At 64.2% G+C, this 20,773-nt stretch carries 23 protein-coding genes and 1 other RNA gene; 9 read left to right on the top strand and 15 right to left on the bottom strand.

Annotation, left to right across the window (positions count from 1 at the left end; all coding sequences use genetic code 11):
- Positions 1-481 precede the first annotated feature (481 nt).
- A complete protein-coding gene (gene rmuC, locus IOC82_RS16695) occupies positions 482-1,597 on the top strand; it encodes a DNA recombination protein RmuC (protein WP_290547330.1) in 1,116 nt (371 codons plus the stop codon).
- A 250-nt stretch (positions 1,598-1,847) separates the two neighbouring features.
- On the opposite strand, the gene IOC82_RS16700 is transcribed toward rmuC, so the two are convergent.
- The 5 genes from IOC82_RS16700 to ffs form a co-directional block, all read right to left on the bottom strand.
- Positions 1,848-2,105 carry a PepSY domain-containing protein gene (locus IOC82_RS16700; protein WP_290547331.1) on the bottom strand — a complete coding sequence of 86 codons (258 nt, stop codon included), beginning with the start codon at positions 2,103-2,105 and terminating at the stop codon, positions 1,848-1,850.
- 160 nt (positions 2,106-2,265) lie between these two features.
- Positions 2,266-2,871, bottom strand: a complete 606-nt coding sequence (recR, locus tag IOC82_RS16705) for a recombination mediator RecR (RefSeq protein ID WP_290547332.1) — start codon at positions 2,869-2,871, stop codon at positions 2,266-2,268.
- Positions 2,871-3,194, bottom strand: a complete 324-nt coding sequence (locus tag IOC82_RS16710; RefSeq protein WP_290547333.1) for a YbaB/EbfC family nucleoid-associated protein — start codon at positions 3,192-3,194, stop codon at positions 2,871-2,873. The genes recR and IOC82_RS16710 overlap by 1 nt, the downstream gene beginning before the upstream one ends.
- Positions 3,178-4,875 (bottom strand): DNA polymerase III subunit gamma/tau, encoded by a 1,698-nt coding sequence (locus IOC82_RS16715; RefSeq protein WP_290547334.1) that lies wholly within the window; start codon positions 4,873-4,875, stop codon positions 3,178-3,180. Before IOC82_RS16715 ends, IOC82_RS16710 begins: the two co-directional genes overlap by 17 nt.
- 28 nt (positions 4,876-4,903) lie before the next feature.
- An RNA gene (gene ffs, locus IOC82_RS16720) (signal recognition particle sRNA small type) lies at positions 4,904-5,000 on the bottom strand.
- 128 nt (positions 5,001-5,128) lie between these two features.
- Between ffs and IOC82_RS16725 the strand changes: the two genes are divergently transcribed.
- The 4 genes from IOC82_RS16725 to truA are packed head-to-tail and all read left to right on the top strand — an operon-like array spanning position 5,129 to position 7,751.
- Positions 5,129-5,527, top strand: a complete 399-nt coding sequence (locus IOC82_RS16725; RefSeq protein ID WP_290547335.1) for a BA14K family protein — start codon at positions 5,129-5,131, stop codon at positions 5,525-5,527.
- A 42-nt stretch (positions 5,528-5,569) separates the two neighbouring features.
- Complete coding sequence (gene def, locus IOC82_RS16730; protein WP_290547336.1) at positions 5,570-6,088, top strand: peptide deformylase; 519 nt, start codon at positions 5,570-5,572, stop codon at positions 6,086-6,088.
- Between the two features lie 5 nt (positions 6,089-6,093).
- Positions 6,094-6,999 (top strand): methionyl-tRNA formyltransferase, encoded by a 906-nt coding sequence (fmt, locus tag IOC82_RS16735; RefSeq protein ID WP_290547337.1) that lies wholly within the window; start codon positions 6,094-6,096, stop codon positions 6,997-6,999.
- Positions 6,999-7,751, top strand: a complete 753-nt coding sequence (truA, locus tag IOC82_RS16740; RefSeq protein ID WP_290547338.1) for a tRNA pseudouridine(38-40) synthase TruA — start codon at positions 6,999-7,001, stop codon at positions 7,749-7,751. Before fmt ends, truA begins: the two co-directional genes overlap by 1 nt.
- Here the strand turns inward: truA and dapE are convergent.
- From dapE to rpmH, 9 genes are all read right to left on the bottom strand, one after another.
- Positions 7,730-8,902, bottom strand: a complete 1,173-nt coding sequence (gene dapE, locus IOC82_RS16745) for a succinyl-diaminopimelate desuccinylase (protein WP_290547339.1) — start codon at positions 8,900-8,902, stop codon at positions 7,730-7,732. The two genes, truA and dapE, sit on opposite strands and share 22 nt — an antisense overlap.
- A gap of 104 nt (positions 8,903-9,006) precedes the next feature.
- Positions 9,007-9,360: a DUF805 domain-containing protein gene (locus IOC82_RS16750; RefSeq protein WP_290547340.1), complete on the bottom strand. Its 354-nt coding sequence runs from the start codon at positions 9,358-9,360 to the stop codon at positions 9,007-9,009.
- Between the two features lie 91 nt (positions 9,361-9,451).
- The gene (dapD, locus tag IOC82_RS16755; protein ID WP_290547341.1) at positions 9,452-10,288 is read right to left on the bottom strand and encodes a 2,3,4,5-tetrahydropyridine-2,6-dicarboxylate N-succinyltransferase; all 837 of its coding nucleotides are present in this window, start codon (positions 10,286-10,288) and stop codon (positions 9,452-9,454) included.
- 52 nt (positions 10,289-10,340) lie between these two features.
- Positions 10,341-11,039 carry a pyrimidine 5'-nucleotidase gene (locus tag IOC82_RS16760; protein WP_290547342.1) on the bottom strand — a complete coding sequence of 233 codons (699 nt, stop codon included), beginning with the start codon at positions 11,037-11,039 and terminating at the stop codon, positions 10,341-10,343.
- Positions 11,036-11,926 (bottom strand): acetylglutamate kinase, encoded by an 891-nt coding sequence (gene argB, locus IOC82_RS16765; RefSeq protein WP_290547343.1) that lies wholly within the window; start codon positions 11,924-11,926, stop codon positions 11,036-11,038. Before argB ends, IOC82_RS16760 begins: the two co-directional genes overlap by 4 nt.
- A 58-nt stretch (positions 11,927-11,984) precedes the next feature.
- A complete protein-coding gene (gene yihA / locus IOC82_RS16770; RefSeq protein WP_290547344.1) occupies positions 11,985-12,617 on the bottom strand; it encodes a ribosome biogenesis GTP-binding protein YihA/YsxC in 633 nt (210 codons plus the stop codon).
- Positions 12,614-14,389, bottom strand: coding sequence for a membrane protein insertase YidC (gene yidC / locus IOC82_RS16775; protein WP_290547345.1), 1,776 nt, complete (start codon positions 14,387-14,389; stop codon positions 12,614-12,616). The genes yihA and yidC overlap by 4 nt, the downstream gene beginning before the upstream one ends.
- Entirely contained in the window at positions 14,386-14,742 is a 357-nt protein-coding gene (rnpA, locus tag IOC82_RS16780; protein ID WP_290547346.1) for a ribonuclease P protein component, read from the bottom strand. Before rnpA ends, yidC begins: the two co-directional genes overlap by 4 nt.
- Positions 14,743-14,760: 18 nt before the next feature.
- Positions 14,761-14,895: a 50S ribosomal protein L34 gene (rpmH, locus tag IOC82_RS16785; RefSeq protein ID WP_111198758.1), complete on the bottom strand. Its 135-nt coding sequence runs from the start codon at positions 14,893-14,895 to the stop codon at positions 14,761-14,763.
- Between the two features lie 229 nt (positions 14,896-15,124).
- Here rpmH and IOC82_RS16790 point away from each other — a divergent pair, with 229 nt between their 5' ends.
- From IOC82_RS16790 to infC, 4 genes are all read left to right on the top strand, one after another.
- Entirely contained in the window at positions 15,125-15,922 is a 798-nt protein-coding gene (locus IOC82_RS16790; RefSeq protein ID WP_290547347.1) for a VTT domain-containing protein, read from the top strand.
- Positions 15,919-17,328, top strand: coding sequence for an FAD-dependent oxidoreductase (locus IOC82_RS16795; protein WP_290547348.1), 1,410 nt, complete (start codon positions 15,919-15,921; stop codon positions 17,326-17,328). The genes IOC82_RS16790 and IOC82_RS16795 overlap by 4 nt, the downstream gene beginning before the upstream one ends.
- A complete protein-coding gene (locus IOC82_RS16800; RefSeq protein WP_290547349.1) occupies positions 17,325-18,788 on the top strand; it encodes a HAMP domain-containing sensor histidine kinase in 1,464 nt (487 codons plus the stop codon). The genes IOC82_RS16795 and IOC82_RS16800 overlap by 4 nt, the downstream gene beginning before the upstream one ends.
- 121 nt (positions 18,789-18,909) lie before the next feature.
- Positions 18,910-19,464 carry a translation initiation factor IF-3 gene (gene infC, locus IOC82_RS16805; protein WP_290547351.1) on the top strand — a complete coding sequence of 185 codons (555 nt, stop codon included), beginning with the start codon at positions 18,910-18,912 and terminating at the stop codon, positions 19,462-19,464.
- Between the two features lie 104 nt (positions 19,465-19,568).
- Here infC and IOC82_RS16810 read toward each other — a convergent pair.
- The coding region (locus IOC82_RS16810; RefSeq protein ID WP_290547350.1) for a Fic family protein at positions 19,569-20,773 on the bottom strand (1,205 nt) is incomplete at its 5' end.

Raw genomic sequence — 20,773 nt, forward strand, 5'->3', positions numbered from 1 at the left:
AAAGCGAATGCGAAAATTTCCTCACTCATGCAGGATATCGAAGCTAACTGTGAAAATGCTCTAGAAGCATGATGCGCAAGAGTGGAACCCACTTTTGCGATAAGATCATGCTCAAGCTATTGATCTGGCGCATATTCTTATCGATCAGGTGATTCCACCTGATCGGAACGTGCGCCAAGGTCCGCAAGCCGGCCATTGTACGGCGGGTCAACGATCCCGCCACCATAATGCCATGCGCCCTCCCCGCTCCCGCCGGGTTTGGAGGACATTTTGATGTTTGAGGGCCGGTCGGTACAACGTTTGTGCAATTCTTCCGGACCCTGCCCGCAGGCTCTGCGTTGATAGACGCAACCGACTGCCAGTTTGGCCAGCATGGCTCCTGTCGCCGTCCCGAGCCGTGAAGGCCATAGGCCCGTCCATACCCTGCCGGTATGGGCGGGCCACTTAACTTTGGGGAACCGAATCGGCGTAGTCTTCATCCATGGACCTCAACCGCACCCTGCTTGAGATCGGCGGCTCTCCCGTCACGCTCCTTCATTTGCTGTTGGCCGCCGGGCTCTTAGCCCTGCTACTGCTCATCGCAGCCGTCGTGCTGTCATGGCGGGCCCAGGCGAACCGCGCGGCCGAGTCGATCTCCGCCCAGCGCCGCGCCGCGGACCTCGAATACCGCATCGCCGAACTCTCCGGCGCGCTCAAGAGCCTCGTCGACCAAGCCCAGGGCTCGCAGATCCAGCTCGTCTCCACCCTCGACGAGCGCCTCACCGACCAGGCGGAGCGCACCGGCCAATCGCTGAAGCAGCTGCATGAGCGCCTCGCGGTCATCGACGCGGCACAGAAGAACATCGCTGCGCTGTCGGGCGAGATGCTGAGCCTCAAGGACATCCTGTCCAACAAGCAGGCGCGCGGCGCCTATGGCCAGGCGCGCATGGAGGCGATCATCCGCGACGGGCTGCCATCGCAGGCCTATGCCTTCCAGGGCGCCTTGAGCAACAACACCCGGCCCGACTGCCTGGTGTCGCTGCCGGATTCGGACATCAAGCTGGTGATCGACGCCAAGTTCCCGCTCGAGGCTTTCAATGCGTTGAAGGCGGCAAGAGGCGAAACCGGGCTGCGCAACGCCGAGGCGCGGCTCAGGGGCGACGTGCTGAAACACGTGAAGGACATTGCGGAGAAATATCTCCTGCCCGGCGAAACGCATGAGACGGCGATCATGTTCGTGCCCTCCGAGTCCGTCTATGCCGAGCTCTACGAGACCTTCGAGGACGTGATCCAGAAGGCGCATCGCGCCCGCGTCATCATCGCCTCGCCCAATGTGCTGATGCTGCTCGTCCAGACCCTCCAGGCCATCTTCCGCGACGCCCGCATGCGCGAGCAGGCGGGCCTCATCAAGGTGGAGGTGACGAAGCTGCTCGACGACGTGGGCCGGCTGAGGGAGCGCGTGGGCGACCTGCAGAAGCATTTCGGTGCCGCCGCGGTGGACCTCGAAAAACTCGGTGTCTCCGCCGACAAGGTGACTCGGCGGGGGCTGAGGATCGAGAGCCTGGATTTGCAGGAAGAGATGGAAGCCACGCGGCCGAAGCTGGTGGAGCGTGGGTGACGGCGCCCCGATCAGAGTTTTCGCCATTGCCTCGTGATGCCAAGGCCTGATGGCGGCATCGGAGCTTTCTCCCCCATTTCTTCATGCTACGGCTTGACCCTGGCATCCTTTTCCGTGGCAGCCAGAAAGGATCGCCCGCTCGGAGGCGGGCAAAGCCGAGAAGGAGGGGCGCGCCTGCAATGTGCTGATCCACGCCCCTCGAATTCTTCGGGACCCCAATCCAGTCCGGTGTGCAGTACCCGCAAACCGACTACGATGGATTTTCTCTAATGACGTTCAGAGTCTTCATGTCCACGATGACATCGACGTCGGCTCCTGCGCGCGATATCGCGTCAGCCTCAAACCGGCCATTGACGACATCGACATCGGAAATCCGCGTATAGCCCACCTTCTTGAGGTGCTGTACGACCCGATCGCGCTCGGATGGCGTCGCATCCCGTTCAGATGCAGCAACTGGTGATGCCAGCATTACGGCTGCCAAAGCGATGACACCGGAAGAATACATCATGTCTTGTGATCCCAATATTTCTCGACATATCGGGAGTTGGGACTTTGTTCAGACCTTTCAAGTGGCACTGACGGATATTGCTAAAGTTTAACGCCAACCAGATATTTCATGCAGCTGGCGGAGGCGGCGACGGGCCAGCAACTGCCGATTCCGCTCACGCTTACAAGGGCCGCCTTGCCCTGATCGCCTGGGTCAGCGTGCCCTCGTCGAGGTAATCCAGCTCGCCGCCGACCGGCACGCCATGGGCGAGGCGCGAGGTGGCGATGCCCAGCGTCTTCAGGCGCTCCGTGATATAGTGAGCGGTGGTCTGTCCCTCGACCGTGGCGTTCAGCGCCAGCACTACTTCCTTTGTTTGCGCCTGACCGGCACGCTCGATCAGAGACCCGATTGCGAGGTCCTCCGGGTGGACACCCTCGATCGCCGACAGCGTGCCGCCGAGAACGTGATAGAGGCCATTCCAGGCGCCCGCGCGTTCCAGCGCCCAGAGATCGCCCACCTCCTCCACGACGCAGATCGTGGTGCGGTCACGCCGCACGTCGGTGCAGAGCGTGCAGGGATCCACCGTGTCGACATTGCCGCATTCCATGCAAATTGTGACCTTCTCCCGCGCTTCCGCCATGGCGAGCGCCATGGGGGCCAGAAGGCGTTCGCGGTTCTTGATCAGGAACAGGGCCGCACGCCGGGCCGAGCGGGGGCCGAGCCCCGGCAGTTTCGCCAGGAGCTGGATCAGCCTCTCGATCTCGGGTCCTGTCGTGCGGCGCGACATCAGAAGGGCAGCTTGAAGCCGGGCGGCAGCGGCAAGCCGCCGGTCACCGACTTCATCTCCTCCGCCATCATGGCTTCGGACTTGGACTTGGCATCGGTGTGGGCGGCGAGGATCAGGTCCTCGAGAATGTCCTTCTCCTCCGCCTTCATCAGCGAGGGGTCGATGAAGAGCGCGGTCATGACACCCTTGCCGGAGAGTGTCACCTTCACAAGCCCGCCGCCAGACTGGCCGGTGACGGTGGCCTGCTCCAGCTTGGCCTGCATCTCGGCCATGCGGGACTGCATGGCCTGGACCTGTTTCATCATGTCACCGAGGTTCTTCATCGCTCTCACTCATGTTGGGGGACGGCAGGCTGTCATCGGGCAGCTTGACGTCGACGATCTCCGCCCCGGGGAAACGCTTCAGCACCGCCTGCACGTCCGGGTGTTCGCGCGCGGTCATGAACAGGTTGTCCTTGGCCTCCTGGCGCTGGCGGGCCACCGGCTTTTCGCCGCCGTCCTTTGCCACCATCACGATCCAGCGCATGCCCGTAAAGGCTTCGAGCTTACGGCCAATCTCGTTGGCGAGACCCGGATATGCGCCGGGCTCCAGCGCCAGCTCGAACTGCCCCGGCGCCACGCGGATCGGGCGGATCATGCTTTCGAGATCGGTCTTGAGCTTGATGTCGCGCTTCTCGGTCGCAAGCGCCACCAGGTCCTTGAGGCTCGAGAAGGCGCGCGTTTCCGCCGGGGCGGCCACCTGCGGCTTCACCGCGAGCGCGCCCCGCGATTCGACGGGTGTATCGGAATTGTTACGCAGCAGCTCGCGCGCGCTCATCGGCGCCACGCGCTCGGAGGATTGCGCCTGCTTGACGATCTTGGCGAGTTCCTCGCCGCCCGGAAGATCGGCGGCATGGCAGAGGCGGATCAGCACCATCTCGGCCGCCATCAGCGGGTCGGAATGGATATCCGCCTCGCGGATGCCCTTGAGCAGCATGGACCAGGCTCGCGTCAGATGCGCAATGCCGCATTTCCGCGCGTGCCCGGCGCCACGCGTCTTCTCCGCCTCGGTGCGCGAGGAATCCGCGAGTGCGCCTTCCTTCACCACCTTGAGGCGCGTGACCCAGTGCACATAATCGGCAAGGCCGCTGAGAATTGTGGCCGGATCGCCGCCGCTCTGATGCTGCGCTTCGATCTCCTCGATGGCGCCCTTGGCGTCGCCCGCCATCACCTTCTCGAAAAGGTCGATGATGCGCGAGCGGTCCATGAGGCCCAGCATGGCGGCGACATCCGCCGCCTTCACCTTGCCCTCGCCATAGGCGATGGCCTGGTCAAGCAGCGACAACCCGTCACGCACCGAGCCTTCGGCCGCGCGCGCGATCATGGCAAGTGCGTCCGCCTCGGCCTCGACACCTTCCTTCACCGCGATATTGCCGTAGTGCGAGGCAAGGAGCGCGGCATCGAGCCGCTTCAGGTCGAAGCGCTGGCAGCGCGACAGGATGGTGACGGGAACCTTGTTGATCTCGGTGGTGGCGAAGATGAACTTCACATGCGGCGGCGGCTCTTCCAGTGTCTTGAGCAGCGCGTTGAAGGCGCTCTTCGAGAGCATGTGCACTTCGTCGATGATATAGACCTTGTAGCGCGCCTGGACGGGTGCATAGCGCACGCTGTCGATGATCTCGCGCATGTTGTCGACGCCGGTGTTGGAGGCAGCGTCCATCTCGATCACGTCCATGTGGCGCGATTCGAGGATGGCCTCGCAGTGCGGACCCATCTCAGCCATGTCGATGGCCGGCCGGTCGCCATAGTTCAGGGCGCGGGCGATCAGGCGGGCGGTGGTCGTCTTGCCGACGCCGCGCACACCCGTCAGCATGAAGCCCTGCGCGATTCGGCCGGAGGCGAAGGCGTTGGTGAGGGTGCGCACCATCGCTTCCTGGCCGATGAGGTCAGGGAAGGTGCGCGGGCGGTATTTCCGGGCAAGAACGCGATAGCCGCCCGGGTTCGCGCCGCTCTGTGTCTCGTCCATGGCGGGCATCCGCGGGGGAGCTTAAAGGGTGGGAGGCTGGACGGGCAACCCGTTCCGGTCTCGTTGGGGCTGCTTCCTTCCGGACCTGACCCGGTTGGCGAGCGGCACGTCCGCCGCCAACCTCCCGGAAGGCTATATGGGCGCTCGGGGAACAAAAGGCAAGCGCGGCGGCTTGCAAAGCACTGCGCCGGGCTGCATTCTGACCATCCGTCAGCGTCCCCGCCCGGAGGGGATTTCAGGGAGAATTTCAGCCATGTTCAGGACGATCCTCGCCCCCCTTCTGGGCCTCCCCGGCATCGCTGCGCTGGCGGCCGGCGCCTGGGCCTCCGATCCCTATGGCACGGACAAGGACGGCGTGAAGACCTGGAAGCCCTATGTGATCGAAAAGACCTGCGCCGACGGAATTTTCGAATGCGCGGCCCGGATGGATTACACGCCGTTCCAGCGCGCCATGGTGGCCCGTCCCGGCAGCTACTGGTACCAGAAACCCTTCCAGGTCCACCGCTACGGCGATTTCCGCCCGCCGGCCGCGCAGCGGCACTCCGGTTCAAGCCATGAGGCCTGGTGCAGCGCCCGCTACCGCAGCTATGACCCGGCCACCGATACCTATGTGGGCCACGGCTACGAGCGCACCCCCTGCATCAGCCCCTGAGGCCTGATTGACCGGCGTTCACGGCTTGACTATGGGACGGCCATGTCGCTCCTCCCGATCATAACGCTCCCCGACGAGAAGACGCTCCGCGAGGTGTCGAAGCCCGTGGCAACCATCGATTCCCACGTGAAGGCGCTGTGGGACGACATGCTGGAGACCATGTACCGTGCCCCCGGCATCGGCCTTGCCGCGATCCAGGTCGGCGTGCCGCAGCGCCTGCTGGTGATCGACCTGGCCAAGGACGGCGAGCCCAAGGCGCCGCTCTTCGTCGCCAATCCGGAAATCACGTGGGCGAGCGAGCAGCAGAGCGATTACGAGGAAGGCTGCCTTTCGATCCCCGATTACTACGAGATGGTCACCAGGCCCGCAGAGATCAAGGTGCGCTACCTCAACCGCCAGGGCGAGCCGAACGAAATGCACGCCACCGGGCTGATGGCCACCTGCCTGCAGCACGAGATCGACCATTTGAACGGTGTGCTGTTCATCGACCACATCTCGCGGCTGAAGCGCGAGCGGGTGATCAAGAAATTCCAGAAGGCCCACAAGCTCGGAAAGCTCTGAAGCCCATGCGTCTCGTCTTCATGGGCACGCCGGACTTCGCGGTCGCAACGCTGAAGGCCCTGATCGCCGCAGGCCACGAGGTGGCTTCAGTCTATTCCCAGCCACCGCGCCCCGCCGGCCGCGGCATGGCGGAACGGCCGTCGCCCGTCCACGCCTTTGCCGCAGAACAGGGCATCGCGGTGCGAACCCCCACCTCGCTCAAGCCGGAGGAAGAACAGGCCCGCTTTGCGGCGCTCAAGGCAGATGCGGCCGTCGTCGTTGCCTATGGCCTGCTGCTGCCGAAGCCGGTGCTCGATGCGCCGCGCTTGGGCTGCTTCAACGTTCACGCCTCGCTGTTGCCGCGCTGGCGGGGTGCGGCTCCCATCCAGCGCGCCATCATGTCGGGCGATGCCGAGACCGGCGTTACCATCATGCGCATGGAGGAAGGGCTCGACACGGGCCCGATGTGCAAGACGGGACGCGTCGCCATCACGCCCACGACCACCGCGCAGTCGCTGCATGATGAACTCGCCAGCCTCGGCGCGCGACTGATGGTCGAGGTGCTGGCCCAGACGGAGATCAGCTGTACGCCACAGCCAGAGGACGGCGTGACCTATGCGAAGAAGATCGACAAGTCTGAGGCCCGCATCGACTTCACCAGGAGCGCGGACGACGTGCGCAACCGCATCCACGGCCTCTCGCCCTTCCCCGGCGCGTGGTTCCCGGTGAAGGGCACGCGCCTCAAGGCGCTGCTGTGCGACGTCACCGCTGGCCAGGGCACGCCCGGAACCTTCCTCGACGATGCACTCACCATCGCCTGCGGCTCAGGTGCGATCCGTCTCCTCAAGCTCCAGCGCGAGGGCAAGGGCGCCGTGGAGGCGTCGGGGTTCCTCCGTGGCTTCCCCATCCCCAAGGGCACGGAGGCCGCGTGATGCCGCGCTATCGCCTCACCATCGAATATGACGGCGGCCCCTTCACCGGCTGGCAATCCCAAGCGGGCGGCACCTCTGTGCAGGACGTGCTGGAGCGCGCCGTCAGCATCATCAACGGCGGCCATTCCATGGTCTATGGCGCGGGCCGCACCGATGCGGGCGTGCATGCACTGGCGCAGGTGGCGCATGTCGATCTCGCCAAGGCGTGGGACCCGTTCAAGCTCCGCAATGCGCTCAATGGCAACACACGCGGGCACCCGGTGAGCGTGCTCGAGGCGGAAGAAGTGGGGCAAGACTTCCATGCCCGCTTCTCCGCCACGCGCCGCTATTACCTCTACCGCATCCTCAACCGCCGTGCGCCGCCGGCACTCGACCGCGGCAAGGTGTGGTGGCTGCCGGTCGACCTCGACTCGGATGCGATGCACGAGGCGGCACAGCAACTCGTCGGCAAGCATGACTTCACCACCTTCCGCGCCGCGCAGTGCCAGGCCAATTCGCCGGTGAAGACGCTCGACCGTTTCGAGGTTGCGCGCTATGGCGAACTGATCGAGCTGCGCGCCGATGCGCGCTCCTTCCTGCACAACCAGGTGCGCTCGATGGTGGGTTCGCTGCGCCTTGTCGGCGAGGGCAAGTGGACGCCGCATGACATGAAGCGCGCTCTGGACGCGGCGGACCGCACAGCCTGCGGGCCGGTGGCCCCGCCGGACGGGCTCTACCTGCTGCGCGTCGGCTACAGTTCCGCCGAGAAGTAATCCGCGATGATGCGGGCGTAGACGGCCTGCGTGGCGCGCAGTTCGCCGATCGCAATGCGCTCGTCCGTCTGGTGAATCGTGGCATTGGTCGGGCCGAATTCCAGCACCGGGCAATAATCCTTCAAGAAGCGCGCGTCCGACGTACCGCCACTGGTGGAGAGCTTGGGCAGCACGCCAGTCTCATGCTCCACTGCATCCTGCACCAGACCGACGAAGCGTCCGGGCTCGGTGATGAAGGCATCGGCTCCCTCGGTGGCGCACACCGTCCACGTGCCGCCCATCTCGGACTTCACCACGGCGACCTGCGCGTCCACCCACTGCCGCAGCGAGGCAAAGCTGTGCTCCGTCGAGAAGCGGATATTGAACTTGGTGGTGGCGCGCGACGGGATGACATTGCCCGCCGGGTTGCCGACGTCGAAGGTGGTGACGGCGAGCGTCGAAGGGTCGAAGTGGTCATTGCCCTCGTCGAGTGCGGCGTGAGCGATGCGGTCGACGAAGCGCACGAGCTTGGGGATCGGGTTGTCGGCCTTGTGCGGATAGGCGGCATGGCCCTGCCGGCCATCGACCGTCACGGTGAAACTCACCGACCCCCGGCGCCCGATCTTGATGGTGTCGCCGAGCCGTTCCGCGCAGCTCGGCTCGCCGACGATGCAATGGTCGGGAATGTGCCCGTTCTCGCGCATCCACTGCAGCACCTTCACCGTGCCGTTGATGGCAGGGCCTTCCTCGTCACCGGTGATGAGGAAGGAGAGCGAGCCCTTGAACTTTCCGGCACTCCGCACGAAGTCGATGGCAGCCCCGGCGAAGGCCGCAACCGAACCCTTCATGTCAGTGGCGCCGCGGCCATAGACGAAGCCATCGGCAATCTCGGCGGCAAAGGGCTGGTGCGTCCAGCTCTCCACGATGCCCTCCGGCACGACGTCGGTGTGCCCCGCGAAGCAGAGATGTGGGCTCCCCGTCCCGATCCGCGCAAAGAGGTTCTCGACATCGGGCGTTCCCGCCTCGCGGAAGATCAGCCGCTGGCAGACGAAGCCATGGGTTGAGAGCAGGTTCTCGAGATAGGTCAGCGCTCCCCCCTCGGCGGGCGTGACGGACTTGGCTCGGATCAGGTCCTGCAGCAGCGGAACGGGATCGGTCGGGGTGTTCTTCATGGAGAGCAGTGTAGAGCATCGCCGCGCGGGAGGGAATCAGCACCTCGCCGCGCCCATCACACTTGCCGTCTTTGCGGTACTCGCGTCGCCATTCCGGCACGGCTCTAATCGCTCAGCGGATCCGGCCCATACTTATTGGCGCCATCCGTGCCCCGAAGGACGCCCAGTTCGATGAGCATCCATACAGCACCGATGAACGGCACGAGGCCGATCAGCGTCCACCAGCCGGATTTGTCGCGGTCGTGCCAGCGTTTCGCGTGAAGAGCGATCCAGGACCAGGAGGTGACCGCCGTCACGACTGCGGAGAACGGGCCGAAGCCGTCCGCGTCGGCATTTCCAGTCGCGCGGTCAAGAAAGTACGCCCCGACGGCGGGGACGGTAAGCACGACCACACCTAACCAATAGTCCAGTCGGCGGACGCGTCCCTCCAGCCTGAAGAAAAGCCACCATAGTTCCACTATTCTTTCCGCCTCTTATCGCATGTAAGGCATGAACGATCTTAATCTGAGATAGATGCCGCCAGATTGATTTGCAACGATAAATGGTAATTCAGTCCCGCAGCAGCTCGTTGATCGAAGTCTTCGACCGCGTCTTCTCGTCCACCCGCTTGACGATCACCGCGCAGTAGAGCGACGGCGAGGGCGAGCCATCTGCATAGGGCTTCTGCGGCAGCGAGCCCGAGACAACCACCGAATAGGGCGGCACCTTGCCCATGTGCACCCTGCCGGTGTCGCGCTCGATGATCTTGGTCGACTGGCCGATGAACACGCCCATGGAGATGACCGAGCCTTCGCCCACGACGACGCCCTCGACCACCTCGGAGCGGGCGCCGATGAAGCAGTTGTCCTCAATGATGGTGGGGCCGGCCTGCATCGGCTCCAGCACGCCGCCGATGCCCACGCCACCCGAGAGATGCACGTTCTTGCCGATCTGGGCGCAGGAGCCGACCGTCACCCAGGTGTCGACCATGGTGCCGGTGTCCACATAGGCGCCGAGATTGACGAAGGACGGCATAAGGATGGCGCCCGGCGCGATATAGGCCGACTTGCGAACCACGCAGTTGGGCACGGTGCGGAAGCCCGCGGCGCGGAAGTCCTTCTCGGCCCAGCCATCGAACTTGGAGGGAACCTTGTCCCACCAGCTGGACCCGCCGGGGCCGCCGGAGATCAAAGCCATGTCGTTCAGACGGAAGGACAGCAGCACCGCCTTCTTCAGCCACTGGTTCACGTGCCATTCGCCGTCGCGCTTCTCGGCGACGCGGGCCTTGCCGGAATCGAGCAGGTCGAGGGCGGCCGCCACGGCGTCACGCACCGGGCCCTTGGTCTCGAGGTTGGCCTTGTCGCGGGCCTCCCAGGCCTGTTCGATGGTGGTCTGAAGATCGGTCATGGCTGTCCCCTCGTGCGTTTCGGGCTGGCTTTCGCCAAAAAGGTTTCTCCGGTCAAGACCGGGTTTTGAGGTCTCTTGTCAATCCCGCCAAGAAGCTGGCGAGGTCGTCGGTCACGTGGTGGATGTGCTCCTGCGCCGTGCCGCCGCTAGCCTTGTTCAGGTGCTCGGCGTCGTTGTTCCCGGGGCTCACCACCAGCACCGTTGCCATGCCCAGCGCATGCGGCGCCTCGAGGTTGCGGGCGATGTCCTCGAACATGGCGGAGGTCCCAGGCGTGATCCCCATCTGGCGCACGAACTTCTTGTAGGGCTCCATCCCGGGTTTGGGGATGAAGTCCGAATGCACGATGTCGAAGATGCCGCCGAAGTGATGCGTGATGCCGATGCGGGCCAGCACCTTCTCGGCATGGGCCACGGTGCCGTTGGTGAAGATCAGCTTGCGGCCGGGCAGCGCGTGCAGCGCATCGTCAAGCGGCCTGTTCAACGGCACCGGCGAATGGTCGATGTCGTGGACATAGTCGAGGAAGTCGTCCGGCGTGATGCCGTGCTCGGTCATCAGCCCGCGCAGCGTGGTGCCGTATTTGTAGAACATATCCTTTTGGCGGCGCTTTGCTTCGTCATAATCGACGTTGAGCAGCTTCGAGACGAAGTTCCCCATCTTCACGTCGATCTGGTCGAACAGCCGGCAGGAGGCCGGGTAGAGCGTGTTGTCGAGGTCGAAGACCCAGGTATCGACGTGCGCAAAACCCTTCATGCCCCGGCCCGCGAGATGCGCGTGCCCACGCCATGCGGCGTCAGGAGCTCGAGCAGAACCGAATGCGGCACCCGGCCATCGAGGATGATGACGCCCTCAACCCCGGACTCGACCACCGCCGCGGCACTTTCCACCTTGGGGATCATGCCGCCGGTGATGGTGCCGTTCTCGATGAGCTTCGGCAATTCTTCCACCGCCAGTTCGCTGATCAGGTTCTTGTCCTTGTCGAGCACGCCTGCAACGTCGGTCAGCAGCAGCAGACGCTTGGCCTTCGTGGCCGTTGCCACCGCACCCGCCGCCGTGTCGGCGTTGACGTTGAAGGTCTCGCCGTTGATGCCCACGCCGACGGGCGCGATCACCGGAATGGCGTCGGACTTCATGATAGTCTGGAGGATCTCGGTATTGACCTTCACCGGCTCGCCGACGAAGCCGAAGTCGATCTCGACCGTCTTGCCGGTTTCGGGGTCGGTCTTCTTCCTGGTCAGCTTCCCGGCGATCATCAGGTTGCCGTCCTTGCCGGAGATGCCGACCGCGCGGCCGCCCGCCTGCTGGATCGAGGCGACGATCGACTTGTTGATCGAGCCCGACAGCACCATCTCGACCACCGACATGGTGGCTTCGTCGGTGACGCGCAAGCCCTCGCGAAACTCCGGCTGAACTTCCAGCTTGTCGAGCATCTTGTTGATCTGGGGTCCGCCGCCATGCACCACGATGGGGTTGAGGCCGCAGACCTTGAGCATCACCATGTCGCGTGCGAACTGGTGGGCGAGCTTCGGGTCCACCATGGCGTGGCCGCCATATTTCACCACGATGATCTGATCGTCATAGCGCTGCAGGAAGGGCAGCGCCTCGGATAGGATTCGGGCCGTGGTGGCGATTTCGTCCATGGAGATTCCCCGTCAGTCGCGAAGCGTCCTACAGGACATTCGTTCCGGTTTCAAAGGCCTAAAGCAGCCCGGCGATCTCCGCACGGAGCTCGGGGATGCCGAGGCCCTTGCCGCTGGAGGTGGCATGGATCTGCGGAAAGGCTGCCGGGTGCTTCTTGACCGCCGCCGTCACCGTCTCGCGCATTTTTTCGAGTTCCGCGGGTTTGATCTTGTCGGTCTTGGTCAGCACCGCCTGGTAGGTGACGGCGGCCTCGTCGAGGAGGCCGAACATCTCTTCATCGGCCTTCAGGATGCCGTGCCGGCTGTCGATCAGCACGAAGGCGCGGGTGAGGCCGGGGCGGCCGCGGAGATAGCCCTTCAGCACCGCCTGCCACTGCTTCACCTCATGTTTCGGCGCCTTGGCATAGCCATAGCCCGGCATGTCGACCAGCGTCAGCGCTTCGTTCACGTCGAAGAAGTTGAGCTCCCGGGTGCGTCCCGGCGTGTTGGAGGCGCGTGCCAGGCCGTTGACATTGGTCAGCGCATTGATCAGCGACGACTTGCCGACATTGGAGCGGCCGGCGAAGGCAATCTCCACGCCCTTGGAGGGCGGCAGCTGCTCGAGCTTCGCGACACCCAGCAGGAAACGCGACGGGCCACCGAACAGACGGCGGCCCGCGTCGATTTGGGTATCGGTGAAGGCCTCGCTCAACTGGCGGCCTTCTTCTTCAGGAAGGGGATGCTGTTCTTCACATTGCCGAAGAAGTCGATGTCGACGCCATGGCGCTTCATGATGAAGGACTGCTGCAGGATGGAGAGCGTATTGCTCCACGCCCAGTAGATGACAAGGCCGGCCGGAAATGTGCCGAGCATGAAGGTGAACATCACCGGCATCCAGTTGAACAGGCTCGCCTGCACCGGGTCCGGCGGCGTGGGGTTAAGGCGCATCTGCAGCCACATGGTGATGCCCATGATGATCGGCCACACGCCGATCATCAGCATATGGGGCGGCGTCCAGGGGATGAGGCCGAAGAGATTGAACAGGCTCGTCGGATCGGGCGCGGACAGGTCATGGATCCACCCGAAGAACGGCGCATGCCTGAGTTCGATCGAGGTGAGGATCACCTTGTATAGCGCGAAGAAGATGGGAATCTGCACGACGACGGGCAGGCAGCCCGACAGCGGCGAAACCTTCTCGCGCTTATAGAGGGCCATCATCTCCTGCTGCTGCTTCATCTTGTCGTCGGGATATTCCTTCTTCAGCCGCTCCATCTCGGGTTGCAGCTTTTTCATCTTGCTCATCGAGGCATAGGACTTGTTGGCAAGCGGGAAGACCGCCGCCTTGACGAGCACGGTGGCGATGAGGATGGCCACGCCGAAATTGCCAACGAGGCCCTTGATCCAGTCGAGCAAATGGAAGAACGGCTTGGTCAGGAAGTAGAACCAGCCCCAGTCGATGATATAGCTGAAGCCCTGGATTTGGTGCAGGTTCTCGATCGCGTTGATGGTGCGCACCACCTTGGCGCCGGCGAACAGGCGGCTGGTCGAGGAGGCCGACTTGCCCGGCGGCACCACCATCGCCGTCTTGGCGAGATAGTCCGTCTGGTAGAGGTCGCGGCTGCCGAGCTTGGTGTGGATGAAGCTCGCCGTCACCGGCGCCGTCTGGTCGGGAATTGCGGCCGCGGCCCAGTACTTGTCGGTGAATCCGACCCACCCACCCGTGGTTTCGCGGCGGTCGGGCTCGGTCTGGCCGTTGACGTCCTTGTAGTGGATCTCGTGCAGGCTGCCGTCCAGCCAGCCCAGCATGCCTTCGAAGAACACCCAGTAGCCCGAGACCACGGGCGTATCCTGACGCTGGATGCGCGCATAGGGAATCATCGCCACGGCGGCGGCAGAGCCGTTCTCCACCGTCTGCTCGACAGTGAAGAGATATTCGTCGCTGATCTGGATCTTGCGGGAGAACTTCAGGCCCGCGCCATTGTCCCACGTGATGGTGACGGGATTATTCTCGCTCAGCACAGCGCCGGCGGGCGCGGTCCACAGAGTGTTCGAGTCCGGCAGCTTCGCCGTCGCGCCGGTGGCGGCAACCAAGCCTTGCTCGGCGAACAACGCGCCCGCCGTGCCGGACGGCGAGAAGAAGGTGATGGTCGGGCTCTTGGGATCGATCGTCTCGCGGTAGCGCAGCAGGTGCAGGTCGTCGATCATCGCGCCCTTCAGGTTGATCGAGCCTGAGACATAGTCAGTCTTGATGGCCAGGCGCGGCGACTTGGCAAGGGCTTCCTCGCGCGAGGCGGCGATCGCCTCCGGCGTCATGCCGGGAACCGCCCCGCCGCTGACCGGCGTGGCGGCTTGCTGCGTCTCAGCCACCTGCGTCTGCGCCGTCAGTTTCTGCTGCAGCGGCCCTGCATAGAAATACTGCCAGCCGAAGATGATCAGCATCGACAGCACGATGGCGAGAATGAAATTCTTGTTCTCGAAGTTCATGGTGTTCCCTTGTCCGCCGGGAGGTGGGCAGTGCGGTGCAGCCTTTTCAAGGCGGCGCTGAGATCATTCTCGAGGTCGGGGAAGGCGCGCTCAGCTGTGGACGCCCGGCCGATCAGCACATAGTCGTGGCCGGGGCGGGCTTCTGCCGAAAGCCGCAGCCGAGCCAGCGCGCGCAGCCGGCGCTTCACCCGGTTGCGGACCACCGCATTGCCGATCTTCTTCGTCGCAGTGAAGCCGACTCGCGGCGTGGCCCCGTCACCGCGGGCGCGCATTTGCACGACCAGGCCCGGCATTGCAGCATACTGCGACCGGGCGGCGGCAACGAAATCCTGCCGACGCTTCAGGCGCTCCATTGTCAGGCTGTCCGGCGCTTAGGCCGAGAGGCGCTTGCGGCCCTTGGCGCGGCGGCGGGCGAGGACGTTGCGGCCGCCAACCGTCGCCATGCGGGCGCGGAAGCCATGACGGCGCTTGCGGACGAGCTTGGACGGCTGGTAGGTGCGCTTCACGATCTTAACTCCATTTCGGCTTGTTCAGCCAATGATATCAACAACATGTCCAAACAGGCCGGACAGGCCCAGGCGACTGTCTTAGCGGCCTCGGGAATATGGACCGGGCTTATGAGGGAAAAGCCGCGCGAAGTCAACGAGGCGCGCGGCACGCTGGGCGCCGGCGCGGGCGCATGCCAGCGTGACCCCCTTCCGCTCCGCGGCCTGATGGTTCAAGCATACAGACACAATGATGACGCCCGCCAGCCGCCCCCAGCCGGATGACACCCTGCCCGCCCTCGCCCGGGCCCGGCGCTGGTTGCCGGTGGCCGTGCTGCTGGGCTTGGTGGCGCTGGTCTTCGGACTCGGCCTGCAGAACCAGCTCTCGCTCCCCGCGCTGATCGAGCACCGCGACGCCATCAGCGGCTGGGTCGATGGTCATTTCGCACTGGCGCTGGCCGGCTTCGCGCTGCTCTATGTGGCTGTCGTCGCCCTGTCGATCCCGGCGGCGGCGGCGATGAGCCTGGCGGGGGGCTTTCTGTTCGGCTGGGCGGTCAGCGCCCCCATCGCCACGCTGGCGGCGACGGCGGGAGCGGCCATCGTCTTCCAGATCGTGAAGACATCGCTTGGGGCAGCCCTGGCGGAACGTTCCGGCCCCTTCCTCACGCGGCTGTCGCGCGGCTTTGCCGAGAATGGCTTCAGCCTGCTCCTGTTCCTGCGTCTCACCCCCGTTTTCCCCTTCTGGACGGTGAATGCCGTGGCGGGTTTGAGCCGCATGCCGTTCGCCACTTTTCTCGCAGCCACGGCGATCGGCATCATACCCGGCGCTATTGCCTTCGCGCTTGTTGGCTCCGGCCTCGACACGGTAATCGACGACCAGGCGCTGGCCTTCAAGGTCTGCGCCGCGCAGAATGGAGCGGAAAACTGCCAAGTCTCGCTTAGCCCCGCGGCCCTGATCTCGCCGGAGCTGCTGTGGGGCCTCACCGGGCTCGGCCTCGTCGCGCTGGCGCCCATGCTGGTGAAACTGTGGAAGGGCCATAAGCCATGAGCACGGAATGCTTCGACATCGCGGTGATCGGCGCGGGCTCCGGCGGCCTCTATTTCGCGGCCGCCGCCGTGCAATTCGGGCAGCGCGTGGTGCTGTTCGAAAAAGCCGAGATGGGCGGCGAGTGCCTCAACACCGGCTGCGTGCCCTCCAAGGCCTTGCTCGCCGCCGCGAAGCAGGCCCAGGCGATGCGCGATGCGGCGCGCGCCGGCATCACATCGGTGGAGCCGCACATCGACTTCGCCGCGGTGCGCGCCCATGTGCAGGGCGCCATAGCCGCCATTGCGCATCATGACAGCCAGCAGCGCTTCGAAGATCTCGGCGTCACCGTCGTCCGCGCCGCGGCTCGTTTCATCGACGGCCGCACCCTGGAAGCCGGGGGCCGGCGCTTCACCGCGCGGCGCACTGTCATCGCCACCGGCTCTCACCCGGCCGTGCCGCCCATCCCGGGCCTCGGCGATGTCCCTTACCTCACCAACGAGACGCTGTTCGCGAACGAAACCCTGCCCTCGCACCTCCTCATCATCGGCGGCGGCCCCATCGGCATGGAGATGGCGCAGGCGCACCGGCGGCTTGGCGCGCGCGTCACCGTCATCGAAGCCGCCACGCCGCTGGCGCAGGATGACCCAGAACTTGCGGCGGCCGTGCTTGCGCAGCTTGCGGCGGAAGGCGTCGAAATCGCCGCATCGACCGCCGTGACGCGCGTCACCCGCGCCGGCATGGGCATCGCTCTCGAAGCGGGCGGCCGCAGTTTCACCGGCTCGCACCTCCTGGTCGCCACCGGCCGCAAGCCCAATATCGAAGATCTCGGGCTCGGCGCCGCGGGCATCGCCTTCACGCCGAAGGGCATCACCGTCGACAAGGGCCAGCGCACGACGAACCGCCGCGTCTATGCCATCGGCGACGTGGCGGGCGGGCGTTTCACCCACGAGGCGGGCTACCAATCCGGCATCGTCATCCGCAACGCGCTGTTCGGCCTTCCTGCCAGAGCGGCGGCCGCCATCCCGCATGTCACCTACACCGATCCAGAGCTTGCGCAGATCGGCCTTACCGAGGCTGAGGCGCGCGCCGCCCATGGCGATGCCATCCGCGTGCTGCGCGCGCCCTTCAGCGGCAATGACCGCGCCATTGCCGAAGGCCACGCCGGGGGCCTCGTCAAGATCGTCACCACCCGCCGCGGCCGCATCCTCGGCGCTGGCATTGTGGGGCCGGGCGCGGGCGATCTTCTGCAGCCCTGGATCCTGGCGCTGGAACGCAGCCTCAGGATCGGCTCGCTCGCCACCTCCGTCCTGCCCTACCCCACCCGCGGCGAGGCCTCGCGCCGCGCCGCCATCGGTTATTTTGCGGATTTCGCATCCAATCGCCTCGTCCGCCACGTAATAGGTCTCATGAGCAGGATCAGACCATGACGGGCGGCTCCGCGCGGCGCGAGGGTCCGGGCCTCCTGCGGGGGCTGTCCGGCAAGGTGCTGCTCATGACCATTCTCTTCGTCATGCTCGGCGAAGTTCTGATCTTCCTGCCCTCCATCGCCAATTTCCGCATCCAGTGGCTGAAGGGCCGCATCGCCCAGGCCGAAATCGCGGCGCTCGCGGCAGAAGCCGCCCCCGACCGCATTCTCTCGCCCGACCTCCGCACCGAGATCCTGAAAGGAGCGGGCGTGCTCGTCGTCTCCCTCACCCGCGGCGAAACGCGCAAACTGATGCTCAGAAGCGAGACCGATCACATGATCGATGCCTCCTACGATCTGCGCAACGTCTCCTGGCCCGCGGCCATCGGCGACGCCTTCGCGGTTCTGCTGCAGCCCGGCGGCCGCGTCATCGGCGTCATCGACAAGCCGCCCAACATGTCGGGCGACATGATCGAGGTGGCGCTGTTCGAAAATCCGCTGCGCGAGGCGATGCTGCGCTCCGGTCTCAATATCTTCCTGCTTTCCGTCGTGCTGTCCGTCATCGTCGCGGGCCTTGTCTATCTCGCCCTCAACATCGTGCTCATCCGCCCGATGAAACGGCTGACGCGCAACATGATGATATTCGCGCAGAACCCGGAGGACCGCTCGCGCATCATCGTCCCCTCGGCGCGCAACGATGAGATCGGCATCGCCGAGCGCGAGCTTCATGACATGCAGTCGGAACTCGCCGCCATGCTGCAGCAGAAGAGCCGGCTTGCGGCTTTGGGCCTTGCGGTGGCGAAGGTGAGCCACGATCTGCGCAACATGCTCTCCTCGGCGCACGTGATCTCCGACCGCCTGTCGATGGCGGAGGACCCGACGGTTAAGCGCTTTGCGCCCAAACTCATCGTCAGCCTCGACCGCGCCATCTCCTTCCTCACCGCCACGCTGAAGTTCGGCCGCGCCGAGGAAGCCGCCCCCATGCGCGAGCGCCTGCCGCTCAAGGACGTGGCGGAGGAGGTGATCGACACCGCCGTGCTGCAGGCCTCCTCGCGCGTCGTGCTGTTCAACCACGTGCCGCCGGGCCTCATCATCGATGCCGACCGCGAGCATTTGAACCGCGTGCTCACCAACCTGATGCGCAACGCCATCCAGGCGCTGGAAGCGCGGGACGATGGCATGGATGGCCGCGTCATCGTCTCCGCCTGGCGGGAAGGCGCGGTGGTGGTGATCGAGGTCCGGGACAATGGCCCCGGCATTCCGGAGCGGGTGCGGCCAAAGCTGTTCGAAGCCTTCCAGAGCGCCGCGAAGCCGGGCGGCGTGGGTCTGGGCCTCACCATCGCGGCGGAGCTGATCCGCGCCCATGGCGGCGAGATCAGGCTCAAGGGAACTGGGCCGGAGGGAACCGTCTTCCAAGTCGTGGTGCCGGACGCGGTGGTGGAACTGCGCCCTGGCCGAAGAGGCGCCCGCAGCCATTCATAAACCGGGCCTTTTCCGCGCTTGACGGGGGCGGCTCATTCAATATCTATAGCATCCGTAATCGAACCACAGGGGGTGGAGAAACACCAGGCCCCCGAACACAGGAGCGCAAGACCACTTGTCAATGCCACCCAGGAGGCCGTCACTCAGCCGCGGAGCCGCCCCCCCGCAAAAGGAAGAAGGACACAGGATCAACCACCGCATCGACGCCCGCGAAGTGCGTCTGATCGGCGCCGATGGCGCCAATGTCGGCGTCGTGCCGATCCGCCAAGCCATCATGATGGCCGAGGAAGCGAACCTCGACCTGGTCGAGATTTCGCCGGACGCCAAGCCCCCGGTCTGCAAGATCCTCGACTACGGTAAGTTCAAGTTTCAGGAACAGAAGAAGGCCGCCGAGGCACGCAAGAAGCAGAAGGTCATCGAGATCAAGGAGATCAAGATGCGCCCGATGATCGACGATCACGACTACGATGTGAAGATGAAGGCGGTTAAACGCTTCTTCGAGGAGGGCGACAAGGTCAAGATCACGCTGCGCTTCAGGGGCCGCGAAATGGCCCACCAGGAACTGGGCCAGCAGCTCCTCGACCGCGTCAAGAAGGATGTTGCCGAGATCGCCAAGGTCGAGTCGGAACCCCGCTTCGAAGGCCGCCAGATCGTCATGGTCCTGGCGCCGAAGTAAGGGACGGTGGACGTTACTGCTGGCGCGCTGTCATTCCTTTCCCGATCTCGGGAGAGGAATCTATGTGCTTGAATTGTGCTAAGACGGAAACTTGCTGCGGTACATCAGAGGCCAGGAAGCCGGGGTTCTTCATCAGTTTCTTCTTTCTTTAGGCGCCGCGCGGCCAAGTCGTACGGATTCTCCAGAGGCTTGGGCATTCGTACCCTTGCACGGAGCTCGGCTAGGCTTGGTGACGCGCGATAAGCGCGCCCTCGTTTTTCTCCGATGGGGATGAGCAGCCCGGCTTCGCAAATCTTCTTGAGATCCCTGGACGCAACCAATTCCGTAACTTCCGCATCGGCGCGGTAGCGTGAATTTGTGAGCCGGAAGCCAAGTGCAGTATCGAACAAGGAGACACTGCTGCGATCCGGAAGGCGGAGACTGGCGAGGAGTGCTGTGATCTGATCGAATAGCCTTGAATATTCGTCGTTACGCCGAATGAGTGTTGCTGCTTGTTGATAGTGGGCTTTCAAGCAAAATCGCACCCAAGTTTGCGTGTCTCGCTCTGGGTTCCAGGCGCCATGTCCCGTTATGGCAAGGACTGTGTAGTACTCCTCTGTGTTGCGGCCGAGCCATTCTTCGATGCTGGAGAACACGGGATGAAGCGTACTGCCCTGCGCCAGCACAAGTGTTTGGATGGCTCGTGCCATCCTTCCGTTGCCGTCTCGAAATGGATGAATCATCGTAAGGTTCAAGTGCGCCATCGCCGCCTTGATGATGGTAGGCTCTTTCGTACCGGCTTTAAGATAGGCAACGAACTCCTCAATAAGCGGATTCACCATCTCCACGTCCGGGGCCTCGTAAACCGTCTCTCCGGTTCTCTGGTTCACGACAGCGACACTACCAGGCCGCCATTGCCCTGGATTCTTGCTTATGTCGTGCCCGAGCATCATGAAATGCAAGCTCTTGAGGAACTGCTTGCTGAACTCGAAGTACGGATCTTGTGAGGCTTGCCCAATGTAGGTTAGAGCGTCCCTGTATCCTTTAATAGCGAAGGCTGTCTCCGTGCCCTCGTCTAGAGGCTGCTCTCCCTCGACCACTGCTATAGCATCATCCAGCGTCGCATTGTACCCTTCGATGCTGTTGGACCCCTGAATCGCACGTGCGAACGTGCTCCTCCTTAAGGATCCTAGAGCATTTTCACAGTTAGCTTCGATATCCTGCATGAGTGAGGAAATTTTCGCATTCGCTTTGTGTGAAGCCTGAGAGGGCGTTGGCGACGGCAGTGGTGAGGTCGTCGAGCGTTCGTGCTGCGGTCTTGCGCAACAGG

Origin of the sequence: Aestuariivirga sp. (assembly GCF_020252395.1) — a bacterium.
In the GTDB taxonomy this organism is placed as follows: domain Bacteria; phylum Pseudomonadota; class Alphaproteobacteria; order Rhizobiales; family Aestuariivirgaceae; genus Aestuariivirga.

Coding starts and splice junctions, on each gene's coding strand:
- IOC82_RS16725 (WP_290547335.1), top strand. CDS start 5,129: ATGTTCAGGACGATCCTCGCCCCCCTTCTGGGCCTCCCCGGCATCGCT.
- IOC82_RS16795 (WP_290547348.1), top strand. CDS start 15,919: ATGAGCACGGAATGCTTCGACATCGCGGTGATCGGCGCGGGCTCCGGC.
- IOC82_RS16710 (WP_290547333.1), bottom strand. CDS start 3,194: ATGAAGAACCTCGGTGACATGATGAAACAGGTCCAGGCCATGCAGTCC.
- argB (WP_290547343.1), bottom strand. CDS start 11,926: ATGGACGAAATCGCCACCACGGCCCGAATCCTATCCGAGGCGCTGCCC.
- IOC82_RS16700 (WP_290547331.1), bottom strand. CDS start 2,105: ATGATGTATTCTTCCGGTGTCATCGCTTTGGCAGCCGTAATGCTGGCA.
- def (WP_290547336.1), top strand. CDS start 5,570: ATGTCGCTCCTCCCGATCATAACGCTCCCCGACGAGAAGACGCTCCGC.
- yidC (WP_290547345.1), bottom strand. CDS start 14,389: ATGAACTTCGAGAACAAGAATTTCATTCTCGCCATCGTGCTGTCGATG.
- IOC82_RS16760 (WP_290547342.1), bottom strand. CDS start 11,039: ATGAAGGGTTTTGCGCACGTCGATACCTGGGTCTTCGACCTCGACAAC.
- IOC82_RS16715 (WP_290547334.1), bottom strand. CDS start 4,875: ATGGACGAGACACAGAGCGGCGCGAACCCGGGCGGCTATCGCGTTCTT.
- rmuC (WP_290547330.1), top strand. CDS start 482: ATGGACCTCAACCGCACCCTGCTTGAGATCGGCGGCTCTCCCGTCACG.
- rnpA (WP_290547346.1), bottom strand. CDS start 14,742: ATGGAGCGCCTGAAGCGTCGGCAGGATTTCGTTGCCGCCGCCCGGTCG.
- dapE (WP_290547339.1), bottom strand. CDS start 8,902: ATGAAGAACACCCCGACCGATCCCGTTCCGCTGCTGCAGGACCTGATC.
- IOC82_RS16800 (WP_290547349.1), top strand. CDS start 17,325: ATGACGGGCGGCTCCGCGCGGCGCGAGGGTCCGGGCCTCCTGCGGGGG.
- IOC82_RS16790 (WP_290547347.1), top strand. CDS start 15,125: ATGATGACGCCCGCCAGCCGCCCCCAGCCGGATGACACCCTGCCCGCC.
- recR (WP_290547332.1), bottom strand. CDS start 2,871: ATGTCGCGCCGCACGACAGGACCCGAGATCGAGAGGCTGATCCAGCTC.
- dapD (WP_290547341.1), bottom strand. CDS start 10,288: ATGACCGATCTTCAGACCACCATCGAACAGGCCTGGGAGGCCCGCGAC.
- truA (WP_290547338.1), top strand. CDS start 6,999: ATGCCGCGCTATCGCCTCACCATCGAATATGACGGCGGCCCCTTCACC.
- infC (WP_290547351.1), top strand. CDS start 18,910: ATGCCACCCAGGAGGCCGTCACTCAGCCGCGGAGCCGCCCCCCCGCAA.
- fmt (WP_290547337.1), top strand. CDS start 6,094: ATGCGTCTCGTCTTCATGGGCACGCCGGACTTCGCGGTCGCAACGCTG.